At 70.5% G+C, this 20,835-nt stretch carries 20 protein-coding genes; 12 read left to right on the top strand and 8 right to left on the bottom strand.

Annotated elements, in window-relative coordinates; all coding sequences use genetic code 11:
• Window positions 1-417: 417 nt before the first annotated feature.
• Window positions 418-1,440, top strand: a complete 1,023-nt coding sequence (locus ACWGR4_RS03670) for an AraC-like ligand-binding domain-containing protein (RefSeq protein ID WP_452128141.1) — start codon at window positions 418-420, stop codon at window positions 1,438-1,440.
• Between the two features lie 268 nt (window positions 1,441-1,708).
• Window positions 1,709-2,248, top strand: coding sequence for an N-acetyltransferase family protein (locus ACWGR4_RS03675; RefSeq protein WP_452128140.1), 540 nt, complete (start codon window positions 1,709-1,711; stop codon window positions 2,246-2,248).
• Here the strand turns inward: ACWGR4_RS03675 and ACWGR4_RS03680 are convergent.
• Entirely contained in the window at window positions 2,242-2,976 is a 735-nt protein-coding gene (locus ACWGR4_RS03680; protein ID WP_452128139.1) for a helix-turn-helix domain-containing protein, read from the bottom strand. The genes ACWGR4_RS03675 and ACWGR4_RS03680 overlap by 7 nt on opposite strands.
• Before the next feature lie 392 nt (window positions 2,977-3,368).
• Here ACWGR4_RS03680 and ACWGR4_RS03685 point away from each other — a divergent pair, with 392 nt between their 5' ends.
• From ACWGR4_RS03685 to ACWGR4_RS03710, 6 genes are all read left to right on the top strand, one after another.
• A complete protein-coding gene (locus tag ACWGR4_RS03685) occupies window positions 3,369-4,073 on the top strand; it encodes a hypothetical protein (protein ID WP_452134169.1) in 705 nt (234 codons plus the stop codon).
• 950 nt (window positions 4,074-5,023) lie between these two features.
• Complete coding sequence (locus ACWGR4_RS03690) at window positions 5,024-5,230, top strand: beta-ketoacyl synthase N-terminal-like domain-containing protein (RefSeq protein WP_452128137.1); 207 nt, start codon at window positions 5,024-5,026, stop codon at window positions 5,228-5,230.
• Between the two features lie 271 nt (window positions 5,231-5,501).
• Entirely contained in the window at window positions 5,502-6,077 is a 576-nt protein-coding gene (locus ACWGR4_RS03695; RefSeq protein WP_452128136.1) for a hypothetical protein, read from the top strand.
• A 101-nt stretch (window positions 6,078-6,178) separates the two neighbouring features.
• The gene (locus ACWGR4_RS03700) at window positions 6,179-6,928 is read left to right on the top strand and encodes a LuxR C-terminal-related transcriptional regulator (RefSeq protein ID WP_452134178.1); all 750 of its coding nucleotides are present in this window, start codon (window positions 6,179-6,181) and stop codon (window positions 6,926-6,928) included.
• A gap of 11 nt (window positions 6,929-6,939) precedes the next feature.
• Window positions 6,940-7,344, top strand: a complete 405-nt coding sequence (locus ACWGR4_RS03705; RefSeq protein ID WP_380006035.1) for a nuclear transport factor 2 family protein — start codon at window positions 6,940-6,942, stop codon at window positions 7,342-7,344.
• Window positions 7,345-7,924: 580 nt separating this feature from the next.
• Complete coding sequence (locus ACWGR4_RS03710; protein WP_452128134.1) at window positions 7,925-8,470, top strand: hypothetical protein; 546 nt, start codon at window positions 7,925-7,927, stop codon at window positions 8,468-8,470.
• A gap of 519 nt (window positions 8,471-8,989) precedes the next feature.
• Here the strand turns inward: ACWGR4_RS03710 and ACWGR4_RS03715 are convergent.
• The 4 genes from ACWGR4_RS03715 to ACWGR4_RS03730 all read right to left on the bottom strand — a co-directional run bounded on the left by ACWGR4_RS03715 (window position 8,990) and on the right by ACWGR4_RS03730 (window position 13,097).
• Window positions 8,990-9,829, bottom strand: coding sequence for a barstar family protein (locus ACWGR4_RS03715; protein WP_452128133.1), 840 nt, complete (start codon window positions 9,827-9,829; stop codon window positions 8,990-8,992).
• Between the two features lie 533 nt (window positions 9,830-10,362).
• Window positions 10,363-11,709 carry a VWA domain-containing protein gene (locus ACWGR4_RS03720; protein WP_452128132.1) on the bottom strand — a complete coding sequence of 449 codons (1,347 nt, stop codon included), beginning with the start codon at window positions 11,707-11,709 and terminating at the stop codon, window positions 10,363-10,365.
• Between the two features lie 496 nt (window positions 11,710-12,205).
• Entirely contained in the window at window positions 12,206-12,352 is a 147-nt protein-coding gene (locus tag ACWGR4_RS03725) for a hypothetical protein (RefSeq protein ID WP_452128131.1), read from the bottom strand.
• A gap of 256 nt (window positions 12,353-12,608) precedes the next feature.
• Window positions 12,609-13,097, bottom strand: coding sequence for a hypothetical protein (locus ACWGR4_RS03730; RefSeq protein ID WP_452128130.1), 489 nt, complete (start codon window positions 13,095-13,097; stop codon window positions 12,609-12,611).
• 518 nt (window positions 13,098-13,615) lie between these two features.
• On the opposite strand from ACWGR4_RS03730, the gene ACWGR4_RS03735 reads away from it, so the two are divergent.
• Window positions 13,616-15,310, top strand: a complete 1,695-nt coding sequence (locus ACWGR4_RS03735; protein ID WP_452128129.1) for a hypothetical protein — start codon at window positions 13,616-13,618, stop codon at window positions 15,308-15,310.
• A gap of 399 nt (window positions 15,311-15,709) precedes the next feature.
• Here the strand turns inward: ACWGR4_RS03735 and ACWGR4_RS03740 are convergent, their stop codons facing one another.
• The gene (locus tag ACWGR4_RS03740; protein ID WP_452128128.1) at window positions 15,710-16,201 is read right to left on the bottom strand and encodes a winged helix-turn-helix transcriptional regulator; all 492 of its coding nucleotides are present in this window, start codon (window positions 16,199-16,201) and stop codon (window positions 15,710-15,712) included.
• A gap of 94 nt (window positions 16,202-16,295) precedes the next feature.
• Here ACWGR4_RS03740 and ACWGR4_RS03745 point away from each other — a divergent pair, with 94 nt between their 5' ends.
• Both ACWGR4_RS03745 and ACWGR4_RS03750 read left to right on the top strand, forming a co-directional pair.
• Window positions 16,296-16,793, top strand: a complete 498-nt coding sequence (locus tag ACWGR4_RS03745) for a hypothetical protein (RefSeq protein ID WP_452128127.1) — start codon at window positions 16,296-16,298, stop codon at window positions 16,791-16,793.
• A gap of 589 nt (window positions 16,794-17,382) precedes the next feature.
• Window positions 17,383-18,507: an NHL repeat-containing protein gene (locus ACWGR4_RS03750; RefSeq protein WP_380006017.1), complete on the top strand. Its 1,125-nt coding sequence runs from the start codon at window positions 17,383-17,385 to the stop codon at window positions 18,505-18,507.
• Window positions 18,508-18,601: 94 nt separating this feature from the next.
• Here ACWGR4_RS03750 and ACWGR4_RS03755 read toward each other — a convergent pair whose 3' ends face one another.
• Entirely contained in the window at window positions 18,602-19,192 is a 591-nt protein-coding gene (locus ACWGR4_RS03755; protein WP_452128126.1) for an NIPSNAP family protein, read from the bottom strand.
• Window positions 19,189-19,656 (bottom strand): hypothetical protein, encoded by a 468-nt coding sequence (locus tag ACWGR4_RS03760; RefSeq protein ID WP_452128125.1) that lies wholly within the window; start codon window positions 19,654-19,656, stop codon window positions 19,189-19,191. The genes ACWGR4_RS03755 and ACWGR4_RS03760 overlap by 4 nt, the downstream gene beginning before the upstream one ends.
• A 56-nt stretch (window positions 19,657-19,712) precedes the next feature.
• Between ACWGR4_RS03760 and ACWGR4_RS03765 the strand changes: the two genes are divergently transcribed.
• On the top strand, window positions 19,713-20,639 hold the full coding sequence (locus ACWGR4_RS03765) for a helix-turn-helix transcriptional regulator (RefSeq protein WP_452128124.1): 927 nt from the start codon (window positions 19,713-19,715) through the stop codon (window positions 20,637-20,639).
• Window positions 20,640-20,835 lie beyond the last annotated feature (196 nt).

Here is a 20,835-nt window from a genome sequence, read left to right on the forward strand (position 1 = left end):
CCCCGATCGACCGGGAGGCCGCCGCCATCCCGCGTGCCGGTACACGCACGACCGAGCGGTCGGGACGCACCGTGCCACCACGAGCGAATCGCCGACCATGGTCAGTCGACCGGTACGCGTGGGCCGGTTCCCTCACGCCCGGAAGCCCCCAGCGCATTACGTACGACGCGGGCGACCCGGGCCGTGTTCGGCGGCGCGGTGAACTCGGCCCGGCCCGCGGGCGTGGACCGGGTGGTCCGCCAACCGCCGCCCTGTACCGGCGCGTCCACGGTCGCAGAGTGCGCTTTCGTACAAGGCGACCGCTCAGCGGCCACTCCAAAATGGGCACGCGGCGCCCGCAAGCTGCTCCGGGAGAGCAACGTTGCGCCCTGAAAGGGACGTTGCGCCGAGAAAAACGGCGGACCGAATGGAGAGGTGATGATCGAAGTTACGTTCACGACCGATGTTTTACCGAGGCAGGACCGCTGGGCAAGTTGGTACGACACCGGAACCAAGTCTCATCTGCCGACGTTGATTCACACCGACCATCAGGACGACTTCCGGGGCTCGATACGCCTTCTCGATCTCGGCTCCGTGCAGATATCGACACTGACGTACAGTCCACTGCACGTGACGCGGACCTCGAAACTGATCCGACGGTCGGACCCGGGCATCTATTACTTCGTGTTCCCTCGGCTCGGACAAATAGGAGTCGCCCAGGCGGGTCGTGAGACAGTGCTGACCTCGAAGACGTTGGTCTACTACGACACCTCGCGACCCTTTACCGCCTGGGCGACCGCCGGAGACGGGACGGTCGCCGGCTGCCTGATCCTGCAGGTACCCAGAAAGCTGTTCCCCGTCCGAGCGGAGGCTCTCGGCCCGCTCCTTGCAGCTCCCGTGGCGAGTCGGGACGGGCTCGGCGCGCTACTCGCCGGCCATCTCGACCAGCTCGTCGCGAACGCTGCCGGCTATACCCCCGCGGACGCCGCTCGCCTGGCGGCCATCACCATCGACCTGTCCGCCGCTCTGTGCGCACACGAGCTGGAATCCAAGGACACCTTGCCGCCGGAGACACATCGAAGGGCGATACAAGCACAGGTTCACGCGTTCATTCGGGTACACCTCGGCGACCCCGACCTCTCGCCGGACACCATTGCCGCAGCTCACCAAATCTCCACGCGCTACCTCTACAAGCTCTTTCAGGATCAGGGCCTCACGGTGGCCGATTGGATCCGCAGGAGTCGGCTCGAGCGCTGCAGGCGCGATCTGGCCGACCCCGCCCTGCGTTCCCGTCCGGTCCTGGCCATCGCGACCCAGTGGGGTTTCAAGGACGGAGCCAACTTCAGCCGCGTCTTTCGATCCGCGTACGGCATGCCCCCCGGAGAGTACCGAAGCCATCATCACGGCGAGGCCGTGCGAGAACGGACAAGAACCGTGCAGGCCACGACAAGGACTTCCTGACTACGTCTCGACAAGCTGGTTCCCGACAGACGGGGAATCCATGAAGATTCGTTCCATCCCGACCCCCCGACCGGAGCGATCGTGCGGCAGGGCACGATCTGGAATACCGCCGGTCAGGCCGCGGGCCGGCGGTACGTCGACAAGTCGTTCCCGGATAACCAACCCGGGGTGACCCTCAAGACGGTGAGCTTCCGCACCTGCTCCGGTAATTACCCCTCGGACAGCATTTCAGAGGTCCCAATGATGAGGCTCGACAAAGGAGTTCTCGATGCTGCGGCCCGCAAGCCCCAACGATGTGGAAAGGATCGCGGAGATCTGGCAACGAGGGTGGCGCGATGGTCACCTGGGACACGTTCCCGAGGCTCTCGTCGCCGTCCGCAGCGCGTCGTCGTTCAGGACACGGGCGATCGAACGTATGGACGCCACGATGGTCGTCGACATCGATGAAGCGGTTGGGGGTTTCGTGACGGTGATCGACGACGAGGTGGAACAGGTCTACGTATCGAAGCAGCACCGCGGCACGGGGGTGGGGGACCTACTGCTTGCGCAAGCCGAGCGCCTCGTCGGCGCCGGCGGCCATCGTCGGGCGTGGTTGGCCGTCGTGAGCGGCAATGCCCGGGCCCGCAGGTTCTACGCACGCAACGGCTGGGTGGACGAAGGTCTGTTCGATTATCCGGCCGACGCCGTGACGGGTTCCGTCCTCGTCCCTTGCCATCGGTATATCAAGCCTGTCGCGAGAACACTCGACGGGCGGCCGACCTTCACTCCTTCGGCGAGTTCGGGCCCCGCTGGGTGGCGGTATCAGTGATCGAAGACGTCCGCCAACCGTCCCTCGAGGGGAGCTTGGCCACGAGGGGCGGCACGGTCCGCGAGAAGGCGCAGCCGTGCGGGGGTGAGTCCGGCCAGGTCACGGAAGTCGCGGTTCATGTGTGCCTGGTCGTGATAGCCGCACGCGGCTGCCCGGTCGGCCAGTGACCGGCACGCGTCCGAGGGCAGAGTCAGCGCCCGTTGGAACCGCAGGATCCGGCTGACGGATTGCGGCGGGAGCCCGATCTGCTCGCGAAAAAGCACCTGAAGCCGCCGCGGACTCCGGCCTGTCACCGCGGCCAGATCCTGGACGGACAACCGTCCATGAGATGCACGCAGCCGACTCCACGCTTCCGCAACGATCGGCGACGGCGACGGCGCCTCCACCATCCGCCGCGCCAAGGCGTTTTCGAGGACCGCCCAGCGCCCTTCCCAATCCGGCACCGCGACGAGTTGCTCGGTGAGCCCGGCCGACCAGCCGGCGCCCAGCACCGCATCCGGGTGTACGTGATGGTGGGCCAGGTGGTGCAGCGGCAAACCCAGGCACATGTACGCGCCGAGCGGAGTGAACTCCACCTCGATCGCCTCCGCGACGCCTTCGTATCCGCCCCTGATCGACGACAGCTGCAGACCGGCGAGCATCGCATGCCACGTCGTTCGCACCGCCGGCGCTCTCGGGGCCTCATGGACCAAGTGAAGGGGATTTCCCCACCCCAGGATCAACGTCACGGTGGCCGAGGGAAGAGTGAGCCTGAGCGGTCCCCGACCCGTGGTGCGATGACCCCTGAACATCACCACATGGTCGCGTAACCGTCCGGAGGGGCACCGCTCCGCGTATTCGCCCCCACCCCTCGAATCCGTGGACATTCCAACCTCCGTTACGAACATCGACTCGGCCCGCGACGCCTGCCGCTGCGCGCGTCGGTCGACGACTTTGGCGCGAGAGTGCGCCTTCGTTCACGACGACCGCCCAAGCTCCGCAGCAGTCTTGATGCCGCCCGCGTCGAACCCGGCCGCTCGAGGGGCAACAACCGCAACACCGTTGTGGAGAGATGAATCGATCATGCCGTGATCACAGACGACTGACAACGGTTCGGTTCCGCCCGGTTGCGGTCCGGACATTGAGCAAGACCTCGTGCGTCGCGGCGGCACGTCGCCGTGGACGCATACGAATGAACACGGGAGTGCGAATGTTGGCGCGAGAATACGGATACCAGGTGTCGTCGCAGGCGGCGATCCACACCCCGGGCATCCAGGACGAGTTGGTCCGCGGTCGGCGCACCACACTCATCGTCTACGCGGGGATAGCGGGACCTCTTGTAATCCTCGCGTTGACGATGGTGCTGATGTTCACCGTCGACCTCGACACGCGGATCCACTACACCGCGATGGCCGTCTGCCTGGTGGTCGCTTTCGTAGCGGCGATGTTCAAAGGGCGGGCGGATCGGGTCGGTACAGGCGCGGTCGTGCTACGCAGCCAAGCCTGGCAGGTGTGGCCATGCCGCGTGGATGACATCGAAGGAAAGCTCACCGAGCGACGACTGTCACTGCTCGCACCCGATGGCAGCGCGGCGGCGACGTTTCGGACAAAGATGCCACGAAGCGTGTGGTCGGCGATGACCGACGGTCGCGGTGTCCTGTGGTGCGCCGGCGACCTGCGCTTCGACCTGATCGTCGCCGCACCCGGCGGAAGCCCGTTCTGGATCGCCACACCGGAGACACCACAGCAACGAAACGAACAACGCCCCCGCGACCTCGAGAGCTCCTCGCTCGACGTTCTGATCAGGGAGGCCAGGAGCAACGTCGTTTGGAACCTGTTCGGATAGCCGCCGCCCCCGCCCACCACCGCCGCCCCACCGCAACCCCGGGCAACCCACCAGCCCCCCGACGGGCCCACCCACGATCCGGCGGCATCGATCGCCGGCCCGGCGCCGATCGGGTAGTGGCGGGGCGGGGTCGGAGGCCGAAGTCCACGACGCGGACCGCCTGTCCGGTCCGAGTGGCAGCGAATGGGCGGTTGTACCGCGACGCGGAAACGACGAAGCCGGCCCCGAACCGCCCGGTCGACCGGTCCGGTTCGTACCGCCCGCTCAGGTCATGTCCCGGTGCCGCCACGTCTCGGCCGCTCACAAGGCGTAGTTCGCCCTGTGCGGCCGGTGGGAAGTCACCTGGCTGCGGCCGGCGCCGCGGACAGCGCGACGGCGTCCTTCGGGCGGCCAAGACCCCGGCGGCGGAGGTGGCGCCGTGCTGTCCTTGCCCAGACCTGCCCGACTGTATCCGGGCAGCCGACCCGGAACCGGCCGGGCGCGGGGATGTTCGTGGTTCGCGGGCATCTGCGGACGCGTCATGTGTCAGGCCGCCGACGGCGTCGCCGAGGAGTCCGGTGACCAGGACGAGGAAGAGGGCGGCCATTCCGACCTGCCGGGCAGGACCCCGTTTCCACAAGCACATGGGCGATCGGAGTCCGCGCCCCAAGTGCGCCTTTTCGTGCGCCCTGCCGAAGGGTTTCTACTGGCGGTGCGCGAGCCTCGTCATCGGCAACGTGGTGGTGCTGTACATCCGCGCGCCACCCGGTAGAGGCAGGAAGTGCCCGCGGCTTCCGCGAGGACGATCCCACCCGACCGGTGACGGCAGGCCGAGGGTATCGCGCGTCCCGGCATGGATCGGGACCTCATAGCACAAGCCGGCAAGCGGAAGGCCGGGGACGACCGGGCCCCGCCCGGTCCGTTGCTCACGCCACGGCACGGCGATCGCCGAGTGGGGAGCAGGAGCAACCATGTCAGCTTCCAGTGCCGAACCGATCGCGATCATCGGCATCGGTTGTCGTTTCCCCGGTCACGTGGAGAGCGCCGCGGGGTTGTGGGCCTTGGCGGCGCAAGGCCGACACGCGGTGGGCCCGGTGCCGGCCGGCCGGTGGGACGCATCGCGCCTTGCGGCCCTGCACGCGCCCGAACTGGCGTGGGGGACACGCTGTACGCGGTAACCGCGAAGGACCTCGACACCCGCGTCGGCGGACCGGGCGTCGTCGCGTTCGACCTGACCTCCGGCAAGCCAGCGTCACGGACGCGATGGTGAGGAAGACGGCGGCGACCCCGGCGAACGTTTTGCCAAGAATCGACTGTGCGCCCGAACTCCTTTTCCTCGTCGATCCGTTCCACCACACTTGGCGCCTTGCGACGAGAGTCGGCGGACGATCCGCCCCGCACCACACCCTGCCGAGGCGGAAACAGCCCATCCGATGGAAAGGGAAGCACGTGACGACGAGCCACGAGTGGAACGACCACACGATCGTGCGCATCGACGCGGAGGACGACCGCGTCCGGACCGCCGACGGATTCGGGTACGACGCGTACCTGCGGAGTAACCTGCCCGAGTTGGACGACACGGTCGACGACGTGGGCGAGTTCGTCGCCTGGGCATGGCGCGTGGCGACCGAGCCGATCATGGAGCCGGGGTACGTCCGGCTCCGCCCCGATATCGCGCAGATCCGCATCGAGGTCGACTACGAGGAGGGCGGACCGATCGCCGTGGCCGTGCTGCCGATCCGTCACCAGGCGCTGGCCCGCAGGCCCCGCGCCGGAGACTGGGCCGTCGACGTGCACGACGCCGGAGCCGGGCCGTATCGGTCGGTCGGCGAACCGAGCCGCAAGAGCCCGGTTGTGGTGGCGACCGCGACCGTCGTCGTCCCCGCGGGCGGCTGGGAACTGCCGAGGCTCCCCCGAAAAGAGGATCCCGGTGTGTACAGCCGGGCCCGCGAGGCGATCGACGCCCTGGTTCGAGGCATCAACACCGACCTGGCCCCGCTGATCGCCGACCTGTACGCCCCCTGACGACGAACACCCACCGCGCCACTCGTACGCGGATGCCGCGGCGCGCGGGCCCACGGCCGGCATCGCGGCACCACCGTCGGCACCCCGCGTTGTTGAAGGCGATGTCCAGACCCTGTATCGAGGGGCCACCTGGTCGACGCGGGCATGCACATCCTCCGCCACGCGCACGTCGGCCCGCTGGTGGAACGCTTCCCCGCCCGCCCGCCGGATCTTCCGCTCCACGCGGATGCCCGTTCCACGCGGCGCCCACAGAAACCGACCCGCGTTCCCTCGGCGGCGCGGCCGATGCCCGATGTGGCGCCGCTGATCGCGACCACCTCGCCGGCGAAGGGCCCGCGCCGCACCGCGCCCGGGCCGTCGCCGCCGAGCCCACGTCGAACCCGCACGACCCGCAGGATGCGCGAGAGCCGGCCGAGGGGAGGTGGCTGACCAAACGCGAGATCGAGGTGCTCACCCTGGTGGGCCACGGCCTCTCCAACCGCGAGATCGCCGACCGCCCGTACATGGGCGTGACGACGGTCAAGTCCCACCCGGCCACGATGATGAGCAAGACCGGCACGAACAACCGCGTACGCCTGACCGTCCCGCCCACCCGCATGGGTTTGCTCGCCCACCGACACCAACCGCGACGCGGGATGAAACGGCGGTCGGGCCGGTCCCCGAGGGTTGGGCGACAATGCCTCGCAGTGGCTTGCCGCTTAGAAGTCCTTGGGGCACGGTGCGCTTGGGTGCCGCACGCGGGCACGTCGGCGGTACGAAGCCGAATTCGGCGCTTCCGCTCGTTCGCAGCTCGATTCGGGACCGGGTTTCCACTCCACGTTGCGATCGCTCGTATCCCGTCGTGGCGGTAGGGTCGCGACGCATGACCGCAGAATCACCGGCGCAGACTGTGCAACGACTGTTTCCCCTGCTCGCAGAGGGGAGGAGCGCCGAGGCGGCGGCGTTGTTCGCCGATTCGGTGTCGTTTTCGATCCCGCACCCGCCGGGCATTCCGTGGGTACCGGCAGTCGACTCGGCAGACGGCATGCGGACGTTCTTCGAGTTGCTCCAAACCCACGTACAGCCCAAGGAGTTCGACCTGCACCAGGTGATCGCGGAGGGCGACGACGTGATTCTCGTCGGGCACATGGTCTCCGAGGTCAAGAAGACCGGCCGGGACATCGATACCGCGTTCGCCCTGCACACCACGGTCCGGGACGGCCGGATCACCCGCTACCACCTCTACGAGGACACCTACGCCGTCGCGAGGGCCTACTTCGATTCCTGATAGCGACTGTTGCGCCTTCGCCACCCCGTGCGAGCGCGTCGCGGACGCGAACTGCGGGGGAGGGCCGCCACAGCGCGAAATCGGCAACCTGTACCACTCGGGGTGGTGAACGCAGTACCCGGTTCCGGGTCTCCATCCCGTGCCCGCCCGCATCCTTCCAGAGCCCAGTCCACGTCCTCGGCGACCCCCACGCCGCCTGCCGCTGCGCCGCTGTCGGCCGCGCTGTCCGTGTCGTCGTCGGGTGCGTCGCCACGGACGGATCGCCCGGGACCCCCGGTTCGGCGAACCGGCCCAGGACGCGTCGCCGGTGCTCGACGGAATGCTCGCCGTGCAGCCACTCGACTCGGCCCGCACGTACGTGGATGTCCGGTTGGGGAGTTCGCCCCGCAACCGCCGGCCGACGTCGGGCGGTCCGAGGGCGAACTCCTTGGCCTCGGCGACGCGATGGTGGAACGCGATGACGGTGCGCAGCTTGTTCTCGCGCGGTCTTCAACAGCGCGGTCTGCAACGTCGCGAGCCGTTTCCCGCGCCAGGCCTCGACGGACGAGGGGAGGGCCGAGGGTGCCGCTAGCGTGGACACATGGAGCGCAGCCCGCTGGACGAATGGCAAGCAATACGTCGTGTCGTCGACGGCGTTCGGCGCGACGGCGCGTTCGAAGCGCGGACCTCCACGAAGGCCCTCGCGGCCATTGCCGGCTGCACGGTGCCGTTGCTCGCGGCGATGGCGGGGTCGTTCGCGAGTCCGAATCCCGACATGCCGAAGGTGCTCGTCCCGGTGCTGGCGGTGCTGCTGGTGCCCGTCGTCGTGTGGATCGTCCGGCTGGTCGTGCCGCGTGTGCGGCTGCGGGTCGACGCGGACGGCATTGCCGTCCGCGGGCGGCGCGTCGTGGCGTGGGAGGACGTGGCCGAGTTCCGGACCGGGATCGCCGCGGGGCGGGCACCGCAGAGCTACGTGCTGGTCGAACGCGCCGGCGCCGCCGGCCCGCTGCCATCCGTGAAGCTGCCGATTCTGCTCGACGTCGACACGGCAATTCTGCGCGCCGCACTCAACACCCTCCTCGTCGAGCAGCGCGAAGGAACCCAGCCCGGCCCCGGACCCGCCTGGCCGCGCCCGAGCCGGCCCTGACGCGCCTGGCCAGTCCGGTGACGTCGCGGGCCCAGTCGGATACGGTGCGGTTGATGCGGTGCGCGAACGTGGCCATCGGGGTGCCGAGTCGTTCCAGGCGTTGCTGGTCGGACGGGGTCATGACGGCGTCCTCGGGGCTCACGCGAATCCTCCGCGAGCCGACGGAACCAATCGATCGGACGAAGACGAAGATGCGTCGCCCTGGCACGCAGCAATGGGCCGCGGGTGGGCACACCATTGCCTGCTACGCCCGCGACACCGGACTGCGTTGGACACGTCCATCCGAAAAGTAGGCGGAGTTGCGTCTGACGCATCGACTCCGCACGTGACCGGCACGGCTTTGACTTGGTCGGATGGGGCTGATCGCGTCCTTCGTTCAGGTGGCGGCGGGGTGTCCGGCCTGGGCTGATGGGAAATGCAACGCCACGATGTTGCAGCGGGTGCAACCGTGGCAGTTGGGTGCGGGGCCCTGACGGACGGGCCGTTGCCCACTTCGTTCGTTCTCCTGGTCGGGCGCCGTCACCGGAGTACGACGGTGACGCCGTACTCGCGCAGGAGGTTCACGGTCTCCTCGAAGTAGGACAGGCCGCCGCAGTGGTGCAGGATGTGTCCGGCGAGGGCGCGGCGGGCGATGTCGGCGTGGTGCCACACGAGGGTGAACGGGGGGACGACGCAGGGTCCGCCGCACAGGCAGTCCACTACCGAGTCAAGGCATGTCCCGTAATTGGCGCCGGGGCCGAGCAGGGCTTCGCCGAGCGCCAGGAGTAGGCCGGCCCTGTCGGTGGCGTGCTGTCCGTCCAGGTGGTACGTCCCGCCGGAGAGGGCCTGCGGCCCGTGCGGGCCGACGCGGGTGAGGTCCAGCCACTCGGATCGGCCCTCGGCGTCGAACCGTGCCCACTGGTTGGGCCGCGTGGGAACACCGTCGGACCAGATTTCCCAGACTGCGCGAGCGGCGCGGGTGGGGCGGTCGTCACCGGGGTCGGTGACGGTGACGTCGATCAGGGCTCCGCCCAGGACGGATGGGCGTGCCTCGACGGTGTCCGGGTCGAGGCGGTACTCGGTCATCGTCCGACCGTCGCGATCGAGGCACCGGAGCGTGATCGGGTCGCCCTTCTGCGGAACGAGACGGCGCAGCAGGGCCGGCAGCGGTTCGGCGGGTTCGCAGCCGATCAGGTGCACGGGCTGGGTGGGTCGCGGCGGGCGCGGGGTGAACAGGCCGTCGATGGAACGGCATCCGCCTGAGGGGCCGTCCCCCCGGATCGAGGGGAACCACAGGTCGAACCGCGGATTCGAAGGCAGCCGCCTGCCGCCCCGAAAGTCGTCCTCCCTCCTGACGCCGGTGCCCACGACGATGTCCACGCGCCCGGGATCGCCCGGCGTGGGCCACTGGGCCAGGACGGCCGTGTCCTGCAGGTCCCAGCCGGCCGGCCGGGCGTCGTGGCATCGCCGTCCGTTCGTCGCATCAGGCGACGGGTTCGTGACCGCGGCCGTCCGGCGACAGGGTTGCCCGGATCATCGCCCGGGGGTGTGCACGAGGTCGCGAACGCGGCCTCCCGGCAGGTGTGTTGCTCGCAGCGACCGGGTGCGCCGGGCACGAGGACGCCGGGGGGCGCCGGTCACGGCGCCGAGCTCGCACGACCGGCGCCACGGCGGAGGAGGGGCGGCCACGACCGGGATCGGCCCGACCGACCGCACATCGCGCTCCCGCACGACGTCTCCGACCCCTGGACGTCACGGACGGCGATGGGCAGTCCGATCATCTCGCCCGCCTTGCCGAACCAGCAACGACCCCACCGTGAGGCCGACTTCGGGGGCGCCGTCCCACACCACGAAGTCACAGCCGCAACCCACGAGTCCGCCGGTCGCTTGGGCCGTTGCGGCTCGGCAGTCGCTCAGAGCACGTTCTTGCGCCGCGCCGCGGTGATCCACTTCGGGAACTCGGAAAGCAGTCGGTCGTACAGCTCCTGGTCGGGGACTTCGCCGATGTCGTCCACGGCGAAGAAGCCGACGTTGTCGACCCGGCGCCCGCGCATCGTGTCGAGGCGCCTCAGGATGCCGTAGTCCGCGTCGCCGAGCCCCACGAACTGCCAGAACGCCGGTTCCTTGGACGCGGCCTTGAGTTCACGCTTGATCTGGTCGTCGCAGTAGACGCCGCCGTCGGAGAAGAACAGCACCAACGTGGGGACCGCCGAGGGATTGTCCCGCAGATAGGCGCGGACCTCGGCGATCACCTTGTGCTCTTCGTTGCCGAAGCCGACCGCCGTCATGTCGACCTGGCTCGGCAACAGCCCCTGTTCGGGCTTGTCCATGCCCGGACGTACATGCAGCCGCAGCCATTCGGGCATGTCACCCACGCGAAGGTCCGGCAGGCGCGCCGGGTGCGAGGCGAACGTCCATGCCTGCATCACACCGTCGTCCTCGAGCTTCGCCGCCACGGCCGCCATACGCTCCACCACGTCGGCGACGACACCTCGCGAATAGAGCCGATCCATGGAACCGGACGAGTCCATGACCAGGATCACCCGCGCGGCGATCCCGTCCGCGCCCTGCTTCCGCAGGCTCACGGCCACCTGCTCCTTGCGCAGGGAAAGACGCTCGCGCATCTCCGCGGGCAGCGCCTCCTCGCCTTCCCCGACCGGCACGACGGCGGGCGCGGTGGCCGGCGGCGTCGCAACCGGCTGTGCGGTGATCGGGTCCGCCGCCGGTTCGTCGTGCACCGCGATGCCGAAATCCGCGGCCAACCCGGCCAGTCCGGAGGCGTACCCCTGTCCGACGGCGCGGAACTTCCACCGACCTCGATGTCGGTACAACTCGCCGCCGACGAAGGCGGTCTCGATCCCGGCGGTCATGTCGAAGCGGGCGATCTCGGCCGCCGTCGCCGCGTCCAGCACCCGCAGGCACAGGTCGGGGACCTGGCCGAAGGTGCCGCCGTCGGCCGACGCGCACAGCAGGACCCGGTGTACCGCCTCTTCCACGAGCGCGAGATCCACGGCGATCGCATCGACGACACCGTCGGCGTCCACGTCCCTGCCCAGGTGCGCCACCGCGCCGGACGGGTGCCGCGCCTGGTTGTAGAAGACGAAGTCGGCGTCCCCGCGCACGTGTCCGACGTCGGTGAGCAGCAGCGCCGACGCGTCGACGTCCGGCACGCCGGCCCGCGCGGACCACGACAGCTCCGCGCGAACCTGCGTGGACTCGACAGGCAGGTTGGCGCCTTGGCTCAAAGATGGCGATGTCATGGCGCAATCCTGCCGAATATCGATCGTCGCGCTACAACCAGGGTCAGCCTGATCGGTGTTCCCCGGCTTCGAGCGCCCGGACCGTCGAGTGGTACGCCGCGTTCGACCACCGGCACGACACCCACGGCGACGTCCACGGGAGCGGGAGCGTGCCCCACCCCGGGGCCGGGCAGGCGCGATCCACGCGGGCGGGAGGGAGTGCACGGAACACGTGGCTTCTCATCGGCCCGGGGCGAGGACCAGGGCGAGCAGGCGACACCGGTCCCCGCGGCGGGTGGGTGGTGGCACGCCCGGGCGTGGGCGACGACGAAGCCGCCTTCGACGTGTGGGCCGCAGGCGGTGGCGGCACGGCCGGCGAGTGGTTCACCCGCGCTTCGGGAACCGCTGCCGCCCCATACCGGCACGGCGGACGAAGACGAGTGGGCGCCCGGACACCCCCGCCGCAGATCGTCGATCCTGCGCAGTACTTCGTCCCGCGGTCCGATGCGGCAGCGACCTACAGGTCGGGCAGGGCTGCGAGTTCACCGCCGCAGCCGACCGTGAGCCCCCCGTCCGCGCTCAGCGTCAACGCATAGGGCGTCGACAGGAACGAACGCCGGGGGAGGGCCGATGTGCCGCCGGTGGCCAGGTCCCACAAGAGCACCGCCGCGTCGTCACCGCGGGTGATCGCGATCGCGCGACCGTCCACTTCGGCCGCGGCGACGGCCCCGGATCCCGTCGATGGGGCCGTCCAGGGCCGGGGCCGGCCTGCTCGCCCGTGGCCAGGTTCCATACGCGTACCGCGTCGCACTCGGCGGCGGCGACCGCGGTCGGGCGACCGTCCAACGACCGGCAGTATGGTGCGCGGTTCCGGGGCCGGGCAGGTCGCCGGCGGCTCGGCGCGATGCGAGTTCGGCTGTTCAGCCGTGGGCGGAGCGGCAGACGCGGGCTTCGGGGGTGTCGTCGCTCCGGCCGCTGAACCGAAACCCGAAGTCACAGGCCGCCCAGGGGTTGACGGCGCCCGTCTTGGAGGTGTCGCGCTCGGGTTGACCGCGTCGGGCCGATGTACCGGACGCGGAGGAATGGTCGGCCCGGTCCGATGCGCCGGATCCACGCGAGGACGGGGAGGATGCGGCCGATCGGGTGTCGGCGGGTGGGTTCGCCCTCTGCGGGTCGGGCGGTACGGTACCCGCCGGGGTCGCGGGTGTCGCCGGGTCGGCCGCGCCGAGCGGAGTCGTCGAGGACGGCCCGGCGCCCGACGAGCCGGCGCCGGCGTCGGGAAGCGGCGCGCCGTTGGCGGCCAGGGCGGGATCGAGGGCCCGGGTGGGGGCGGTGGCCGGTGTGCTGTCGCACGCGGTCACGAGCAGGAGCACGAGGGCCGCCGCGGCGGCCGGGCGAGTGATGCGCACACGTTCCTCCGAAAACACGAGGTCTGTCCTGTCGGGGCTAACGTCCGCGTGCCCGAAGGGTTACTCGGGTGTTGTGCCGGCCCGCGGCGCGAGTTGCGTCTCACGGCGCGTGGTTCACGAGTTCGGGATGCTCGGGTCGGGGCGTCCTTCGGTGCCGGACATGTCGGCTTCGGCGACCCGCCCCGGGCAGGTCTGCCAACTCTCCGGTGGCCTCACCGCCGCAATTCGCCGACTGATCCGTTGCCGGGGCGTGGGTCGCTCGTTGAACCGATGTCGCGACCGGCGCGTGCCACGTGCCGGTGCGGAAGCCGGGTGCCGGAATCACCCGATCGAACGACAGCGAGGACCGGCCGCGGCCGAGAGGGTCATCCTGTTGCCGGGTCGCACTCCACGCCCCGCCACGAGGCCGCGGATCGGTCCGAACCGCCGCGCCTCACGGGCCTGTCGCCGACCATGTCCGCGCCCACCCGAATCGTCCGAGCGCGGCACCCGAACCGTCCGAGACCTCGGGAGAACCGTTGACCAACCACACCTCCGCCGTCCCGGCCACCCCCCTGTTCGTCATCGAGTACCCCGAGGACGGGGTCGCGACCGTGGACGGCACGCCGGTCTACGTCCCCGAGGGGGCGGAAGCCCGTCACGCCGCCATCGACGAGGTCCGCTTCACGGCGTCCCTCCTCGACCGGCCCGTCCGCGCGATCGACATCGATCCGGACGGCACCCGCTATCCCCTGCTCATCGACCCGGACGGGACGCTCACGTTCTTGGCCGAGCCCCATCCCGATCCCGACCCGGACGTCCCCGACGAGGAGACACCCAGCCCGTCGAGCGAGGAGGACGCGGCACCGACCGACGACCGCGACGATGCCTTCCGCGAGTGGTGGGCCGGTGTCGACGAGGACGACGCACACGGGCAGGCGCCCGACGAGCACACCGGCGACGAGCACACGGGCGACGAGCACGGCGGGCACGAGCGCGACCCACACGGGATGGCGGACCTACCCGGATCCGCCCCGCGGCCGGCCGAGGGCCCACCCGCGCCCGTGCCCGCGCGACCGGATCGCGCTCGGCGGCGGGCCCCGCGTTCCGGCCGCCGCGTAGCGCCGGCCGCGATCGGCCTCGCGGTCGCCGCGGCGGTCACGGTCGTCGCGTTTCTCGTCTGGCCGGACGGCGAGTCCGCCGAATCCCGGACGAGCACGACCTCGCGTGCCGAACCCGCCACGGTCGCCGCTCCGGCCGGCTGGCGACAGACGTCCGCGTGGTCGCGGTCGATCGCACCGCCGGGAGCCGGTCGGCCGAGCGTGGCGACGCTCGGGGGTGTGCTCGCCATCCTCACACCGGACCGTCGAGTCGCGCTGCTCGATCCGCACGACGGCGCGGTCGTTCAGGTCGGCGAGCCGCTGCCGGCGGGCAACGTCGCGCTGCACGCGACCGGTGACCCGACCGCGCCGGTCCTCGTCGCCGAGACCGAGGGGCGGCTCCTGGTGTGGTCCCCACTGCGCGCTCCCCAATCGTCGCGTCCGCCCACCACCGTCGAGTTCGCGCCCGGCGCCCGCGTCAGCTACGCCGGTGCTCTCCCCCTGGTGACCGGGTCCGATGGATCGGCCGCCGTGCTGCGCGGCGATGCCCTCGTTCCGGTCCGGTTGTCTCCCGGAACCGTGGCGATGGCCGCCGATACGGCGCACGTGCTCGCGGGACGCGCCGTCGGACCCTGGGAGTTGGTCGGCTTCGACGGACGGACACACGTGGTGGCTCCGCTCCCACCGCGCCCCGGCGCGCGCATGCTGCGCGTGGCCGGCGCCGGGCACGGAGTGGTCGCCGCCGTTTGGTCCGGCCCCGCGGACGGCAGCGAGACACTCGCCGTGCACGACTCCTCCTCCGGCCGGGTACTCGTCGGCGCCGACGCCCCCGCCGGATCCCTGTCGGGCGCCTGGATCCACGCGGACGGCAGTCCCCTTGCCGCGTTGGGACCGGTCGTCGTCGATCTCGCCCAGGGACGTGCATCGGTCACGCCGGGCGTCGTCGCCCGCTCCGTCGCCGGCGACCGGGTGTACGGCACGCGCGACCTCCGCCCCGTCGCGGTGTCGTCGGCCGGCGTCGTCACGATGCCGGACCGGGCCGCCGTGCCCTGGGGCATCAGCGCCGGCCGCGCGATCCTGCTCACCGGCGACGGGGACCGAGCGGTCCTGCACGCCGTGGATCCGACCCCGTGACCGAACCCGGCGGGCGCGTCCGTGGCCGCGGGCCGGGAACCGTCGAGGCACGCCGACAGTCCCGCTCGACGCTCACCGGCAGCTGCCCGAGCGCGGAGGCGGACAGCTCGATCACCGGGCCGGCACGAGTCAGCCGGACATACCGACAGCACAACATCTCGGAAAACTCTCCCGAAGAAGTGCCGGTGCGTCGGCACCCGGGCGACGGCGAACAACGTCGGGGCCCCTACGCCACGACGAACTCGTCCCCGCTGACCCGCAGCCCCCTCGAACGCACGGGGAGGTCGTCGAACCGGACGGCCTGCGCGTTTGGCTGCGGACACCGTCCCGCCCGACATCGAAGACAAGGCCCGGTGGGGCCGGTGTCGGCGTGTTCCGGGACAGAACGATCCTGGGATCTCAGGAGCTTTCCACGAAGCGCGCGCCCGGCCCGGGCGTGCGGCAGACGTCTTCCGGGGCGAGGTGGCTGTGCCCCGCAGCGCACTGGAGGACGATCTCGACCGGCTCGTCGCAGGAGTTTTCATCGTCGAGGGGCCGGTGCCGGACGATGACCGACGGACCCTGCGGGTCGGCGAGGTACGTGTCGCCCCATTCCAGGAGCGCCACGAGCGTGGGACGCAACGCCCGGCCCTGCTCGGTGAGTTCGTAGGCGAAGCGCTGTCGACCCCCGGGCTCCTGATAGGGCACGCGGCGCATCACTCCCGCGATCACCAAGGTCTCGAGCCGAGTCGCCAGGAGATTTCGGGCGATCCCGAGGCGGGAGTGGAACTCGCCGAACCGGCGCGCGCCGTCCAGCGCTTCACGAACGATCAGCAGGGACCAACGCTCGCCCACCACCGAGAGGGCACGCGCCACCGAGCAGTTCACCGGGTCGATTCGCCGCGTCTCCATGTGACGAGTGTACCCATCTGGGTTTACAAGTCTTACTCAGCTCTCGTAGGCTCCGGCCTGAGTTCAAAAACTAAACTCACCAAGGAGAGCAACCATGCCCATGCTCGACGTGTACATTCCCGACGGCGCGCTCCAGCCGGACGCCGAGGCGGCCCTGCTGAAGCGCATCACCGAGATCCTCGTCCGCAACGAGGGATTCGACCCCGCCGACCCGGTGAGCCGTTCCGTCTCCTGGCTCTGGCTGCACCGACCGGCCGGCGTCTACGTCGGCGGAGAACCCGCGGACGCACCTCGCTACAAGGTCGTCCCCTCCGTCCCCGAGGGCCAGCTCGACGAGCACAAGCGTGCGAGCGTCATCGCCGAGGTCACCGAGGCAATCCTCGACGCGGAGAACGGCGCCTGGCCGCGCGACGCCGGCCGGATCTGGGTATTCCCCACCGAGATCCCCGAGGGCCACTGGGGCGGCTGGGGCCGGATCAGGCCGCTCGCAACGATCCTCGCCCGACTCACCGGCGACGACACCAAGCGAGCCCGTGCGCTCGCGCGTGAGCGGATCGCTGCCACCCGAGCCGAACACGCCCGCCTGCCCTGACGAGTGGCGGATGATGCAACGGCGGATCGTGCTGCCCGTGCTCTTTGTGGGCGGCGTGCTCGGTGCCGTCGAGGTTAGGTACCCGCGGTCGGTGCCCGCAGGGTGCACGGGCAGGAGACCGGCGGCAAACGGGTCGGCGTCGGCGATCTCCCAGACAAAGTCCGGCGCACGTCCCCACGGCTCGTCCATGGGATCGCGCTCTCGGCCACCTTCTTCGGCCTGGTCCGAAGACGCCCCGTTCCCGACCGATGGCGCTCGTCCGACGCGGACAGCGGTCCACGACCGCCCGACGAACACAAAACCCGGTCGACCCTGTGTTCACCCGTATGGAGCAGTCGGGAGGGTGCGCCGGCGCGCTCCCCGGAAGTATGGGGCGTGGCGGAGGACGTCGGCCCGCAAGCCCGCGCCGTCCTCCCCATTCGCCCGGCGCCCGGCCACCTCGGGTGGGCCCCGCTGCCGAGCGTCCAGTCCGAACCCGTCGTCGGCCCCGCCGTCGCCCGCTCGCCACAGGGCATCCGCGGATCGATCCCGGCTTTCGGCCGGCGGCTCACCGCCACGCCACGGCACGGAAGACGGAAGGCTGAAGACGATGACTGTCCTCGAACGCTCCGCAGACGTTGTTCCGCAGACCATCTCCACGTTCGCGGGCACGGGAGCATCGGGTTTCTCCGGTGATCAAGGACCCGCGACCTCCGCGAAGTTGTACCGCCCGAGCTACATGGTGCGGGGCGAGAAAGGATGCCTGTACCTGTGTGACTCCGAGAACCACCGGGTGCGGAAGATCGCGACCGACGGAACGATCTTCACGGTCGCCGGTACCGGTATGGCCGGATCGACCGGCGACGGCGGCCATGCCACGTCGGCTCGACTGAACAGCCCCTCCGGGCTCGAATCGGATGACGCGGGCAACCTCTACATCGCCGAGTACAGAGGTCACCGGGTGCGCAAGGTCTCCACCGACGGGAGGATCTCCACGGTGGCCGGCACCGGGCAGGCCGGTCACAGCGGAGACGAGGGCTCCGCCACCTCTGCTCGACTCAACAGCCCCGTGGGTCTGGCGCTCGGGGCCGGCGAGCTGTACATCGCCTGCCGCGGCGGCCACAAGGTGCGCAAGGTCTCCACCGACCACAGGATCTCCACCGTGGCGGGCACCGGCAGGGGCGGATACTCCAGCGACGGCGGTCCCGCCACATCCGCCCGGCTGAGCGACCCACACGGGGTGGCGCTCGACGACGCCGGCAACCTGTACATCGCCGAACTCCGCAACCACCGGGTACGCAAGGTCTCCACCGACCACAGGATCTCCACGGTGGCCGGCACCGGGCAGGACGGGCACTCCGGTGACGGAGGACCCGCCACCTCCGCACAACTGAGCGGTCCGACCGGCCTGGCACTGGACCGCGCGGGCAACCTCTACATCGTGGAGTGCTGGAGCCACCGCATCCGAAAGGTCGCCGACGACGGCACGATCTCCACCGTGGCGGGCACCGGCACGGGCGGCTACTCCGGCGACGGCGGCCCCGCCACCTCGGCACAGCTCCGCAACCCACTGGCGGCGGTACTGTCCGAGGAGCAGACACTGTTCGTCACCTGCAGCGGCAATCACGGCGTGCGAGCCATCGCCCTGATGCCGCCAGGCCGATCACCACACCGGCGGCGCTCACCCGCACCCCCGGGCCCACACTCGCAGGCACCGAGTTCCGCGAACCTTTGACGGCGAAGGGCATCGGCGTGGCCGGGCATGCCCTGGGAGGCCATGAGGCATGACTGCGAGGTACCCGGGGCCGGTACTTCCTCGACGAGTTCGCTCACATGTCGGATCGGCCGCCCGTGCTCGTGCGGGTCCGCGACCGGGCGGTCACGGGTTCCAGCCGTAGACGTCGGGCCGGCCATGCTGGGGGCTCCGCCGGGCCGAACCAGACCCGGACGTCTTCTCCGGCGCGGACCGGCAGCGCGGGGTAGTCGTTCTCGGCGTGCTCGGTGCGGTGCAGCGCGTGCTCGGGGCCGAGGTGCCGGACGGCGTACGCGTCGAAGGCAGCCGCGTCGGGCGGGTGGCAGACGGTCGTGGCCACCTCGCGGGTACCGGGTTTCGGCAGGTAACCCGGCCCCCGCAACAGCAGCACGTCGTCGGAGTCGATCATGGTGGCGTTGGCCGCGTCGCGGTGCCGTCGCCACACCGGGCCCGTGTAGAACGCCTCCAGCGAGCGTCGCCGGCGGGTCAGGTCGGGGAACGCGCGAATCCAGACGAAGCGGTCCGGGTCGTCCAGGTCGCGGAATCGGCCGCCGACGGTGATCCCGACCGCCTCCTGGCCGGTCACGAACTCGCGCTCGAACAGTTCGATCAACGTCTCCCTCGCACCGGGCCGCAGGGTGTACTGCCGAAATTCGACGATGCTCATGCGCCGGTCCCCTCGGTGCGGGTGAATTCCATGATCCAGTTGAGCTCCCAGGTACGGCCGTCGTCCGCGGAGAACTCCTGCTCCCAGCGGGCGGCATCCGGGCCGAGGCGCCACCAGGTGAAGTGCACGCGGATCGGGCGGCCGTCGTGGGTGTCCTCGCCGTGGAAGTCGCCACGGTCGCCGCTGAAGCCGCCGACGACCGGCGGATCCAGTCGGCCCGTTCGGCTGTCGGCCCAGTGGATCGACCAGCGCTCCGTCGTGCGGTCGAACAGTCGCAGGGTCATGCCCTGTCGACCGAGGGTGGGGAAAGTGATCTCGTCGATGTTGCCGGCGCCCCCGAACAGCGGCCGTGCCGTGGCATGACCGGGGAACTCCTCCCAGATGTCGGGGCCCGGGTCGAGCGGGTTGGCGAGGCGACGGTTGCTCACGTCCCAACAACCGTGCAGGAAGTCGAAATCGTCCATGCACCGCAGGTTAGGGGCGCTCTCCTGACATCCGCTGTCAGTGGATACTGGGCCACATGCGTGCGAGTCGGTTGGTCACCCTGCTCCTGCTGTTGCAAAACCGCGGCCGGATGACGGCCGGGCAACTGGCCGAGGAGTTGGAGGTTTCCGTCCGCACGATCTACCGGGACGTCGAAGCGCTCGGCGCCGCCGGTATCCCGCTGTACGGCGCCGCCGGACACGCGGGCGGCTACCGGTTGATCGGCGGCTACCGAACCCGGCTCACCGGGCTGACGGCGGAGGAGGCACAGGTCGTGTTCCTCGCCGCGCTCCCGGGGGCCGCCGCCGAACTCGGCCTCGGCGCGGCCCTGGCCACCGCCCGACTCAAGTTGCGGGCCGCCCTCCCCGCGGAGTTGCGCGAGCAGGCCGAGCGGATCCAGGAACGATTCCTGCTCGACGCCCCCGGCTGGTACGACCCCGTCGACCGGGTGCCGCACCTGGCCGCGGTCGCCACCGCGGTGTGGGCGCGGCGGGCGGTGATACTGCGTTACCGGCGCTGGCGAGCACCGGAGGAGATCGAGCGGCGGGTGGAGCCTTACGGGCTCGTCCTCAAGGCCGGCCGCTGGTACCTGGTGGCCGCCGGGCCGTCCGGGATCCGCACGTATCGGATCGACCAGATCCTCGAACTCCAGTCGCTGGAGGATGAGTTCACCGTTGACGGGTTCGACCTGGCCGGATACTGGAACGGCTACCTGGCCGACTTCCGCACCCGACTGCACACCGGACAAGCCCTGGTACGGCTCACCCCACGAGGCGCGCGCCACCTGGGCGTGACACCCACGGGCAACGGATGGACGCAGAGCCGGGTGCCCATCGAGTCGATCGACCAGGCCCACGGAGAGTTCCTGCGACTGGGCACGGACATCGAAGTCCTCGCCCCTGCCGTCCTCCGCGACCGCATCGCCGCGACGATACGGACCCTGAGCGCCCGCTACGAGAGCTGACGCACGCGCGGCATGATCCGCACGGCGCGCGCGTCCCCCATGCCGGCGGGGTCGTCGACCTGCCGCTGAACCTGCACCGGTCTGCCTGAGACGCTGCGCGAGCGCGAACGCGAGTTGTCCTCCTCGACGGCACCGTCGCCGAGTGCGACCGGAGGGCCGAGACGGTCCGCCGGAAGGCCCGGCGGACCGTCATGAG

The organism is Embleya sp. NPDC055664, from assembly GCF_053618075.1.

Coding starts and splice junctions, on each gene's coding strand:
- ACWGR4_RS03670 (WP_452128141.1), top strand. CDS start 418: ATGATCGAAGTTACGTTCACGACCGATGTTTTACCGAGGCAGGACCGC.
- ACWGR4_RS03675 (WP_452128140.1), top strand. CDS start 1,709: ATGCTGCGGCCCGCAAGCCCCAACGATGTGGAAAGGATCGCGGAGATC.
- ACWGR4_RS03690 (WP_452128137.1), top strand. CDS start 5,024: ATGTCAGCTTCCAGTGCCGAACCGATCGCGATCATCGGCATCGGTTGT.
- ACWGR4_RS03700 (WP_452134178.1), top strand. CDS start 6,179: ATGTCCAGACCCTGTATCGAGGGGCCACCTGGTCGACGCGGGCATGCA.
- ACWGR4_RS03705 (WP_380006035.1), top strand. CDS start 6,940: ATGACCGCAGAATCACCGGCGCAGACTGTGCAACGACTGTTTCCCCTG.
- ACWGR4_RS03710 (WP_452128134.1), top strand. CDS start 7,925: ATGGAGCGCAGCCCGCTGGACGAATGGCAAGCAATACGTCGTGTCGTC.
- ACWGR4_RS03720 (WP_452128132.1), bottom strand. CDS start 11,709: ATGACATCGCCATCTTTGAGCCAAGGCGCCAACCTGCCTGTCGAGTCC.
- ACWGR4_RS03740 (WP_452128128.1), bottom strand. CDS start 16,201: ATGGAGACGCGGCGAATCGACCCGGTGAACTGCTCGGTGGCGCGTGCC.
- ACWGR4_RS03745 (WP_452128127.1), top strand. CDS start 16,296: ATGCCCATGCTCGACGTGTACATTCCCGACGGCGCGCTCCAGCCGGAC.
- ACWGR4_RS03750 (WP_380006017.1), top strand. CDS start 17,383: ATGACTGTCCTCGAACGCTCCGCAGACGTTGTTCCGCAGACCATCTCC.
- ACWGR4_RS03755 (WP_452128126.1), bottom strand. CDS start 19,192: ATGAGCATCGTCGAATTTCGGCAGTACACCCTGCGGCCCGGTGCGAGG.
- ACWGR4_RS03760 (WP_452128125.1), bottom strand. CDS start 19,656: ATGGACGATTTCGACTTCCTGCACGGTTGTTGGGACGTGAGCAACCGT.
- ACWGR4_RS03765 (WP_452128124.1), top strand. CDS start 19,713: ATGCGTGCGAGTCGGTTGGTCACCCTGCTCCTGCTGTTGCAAAACCGC.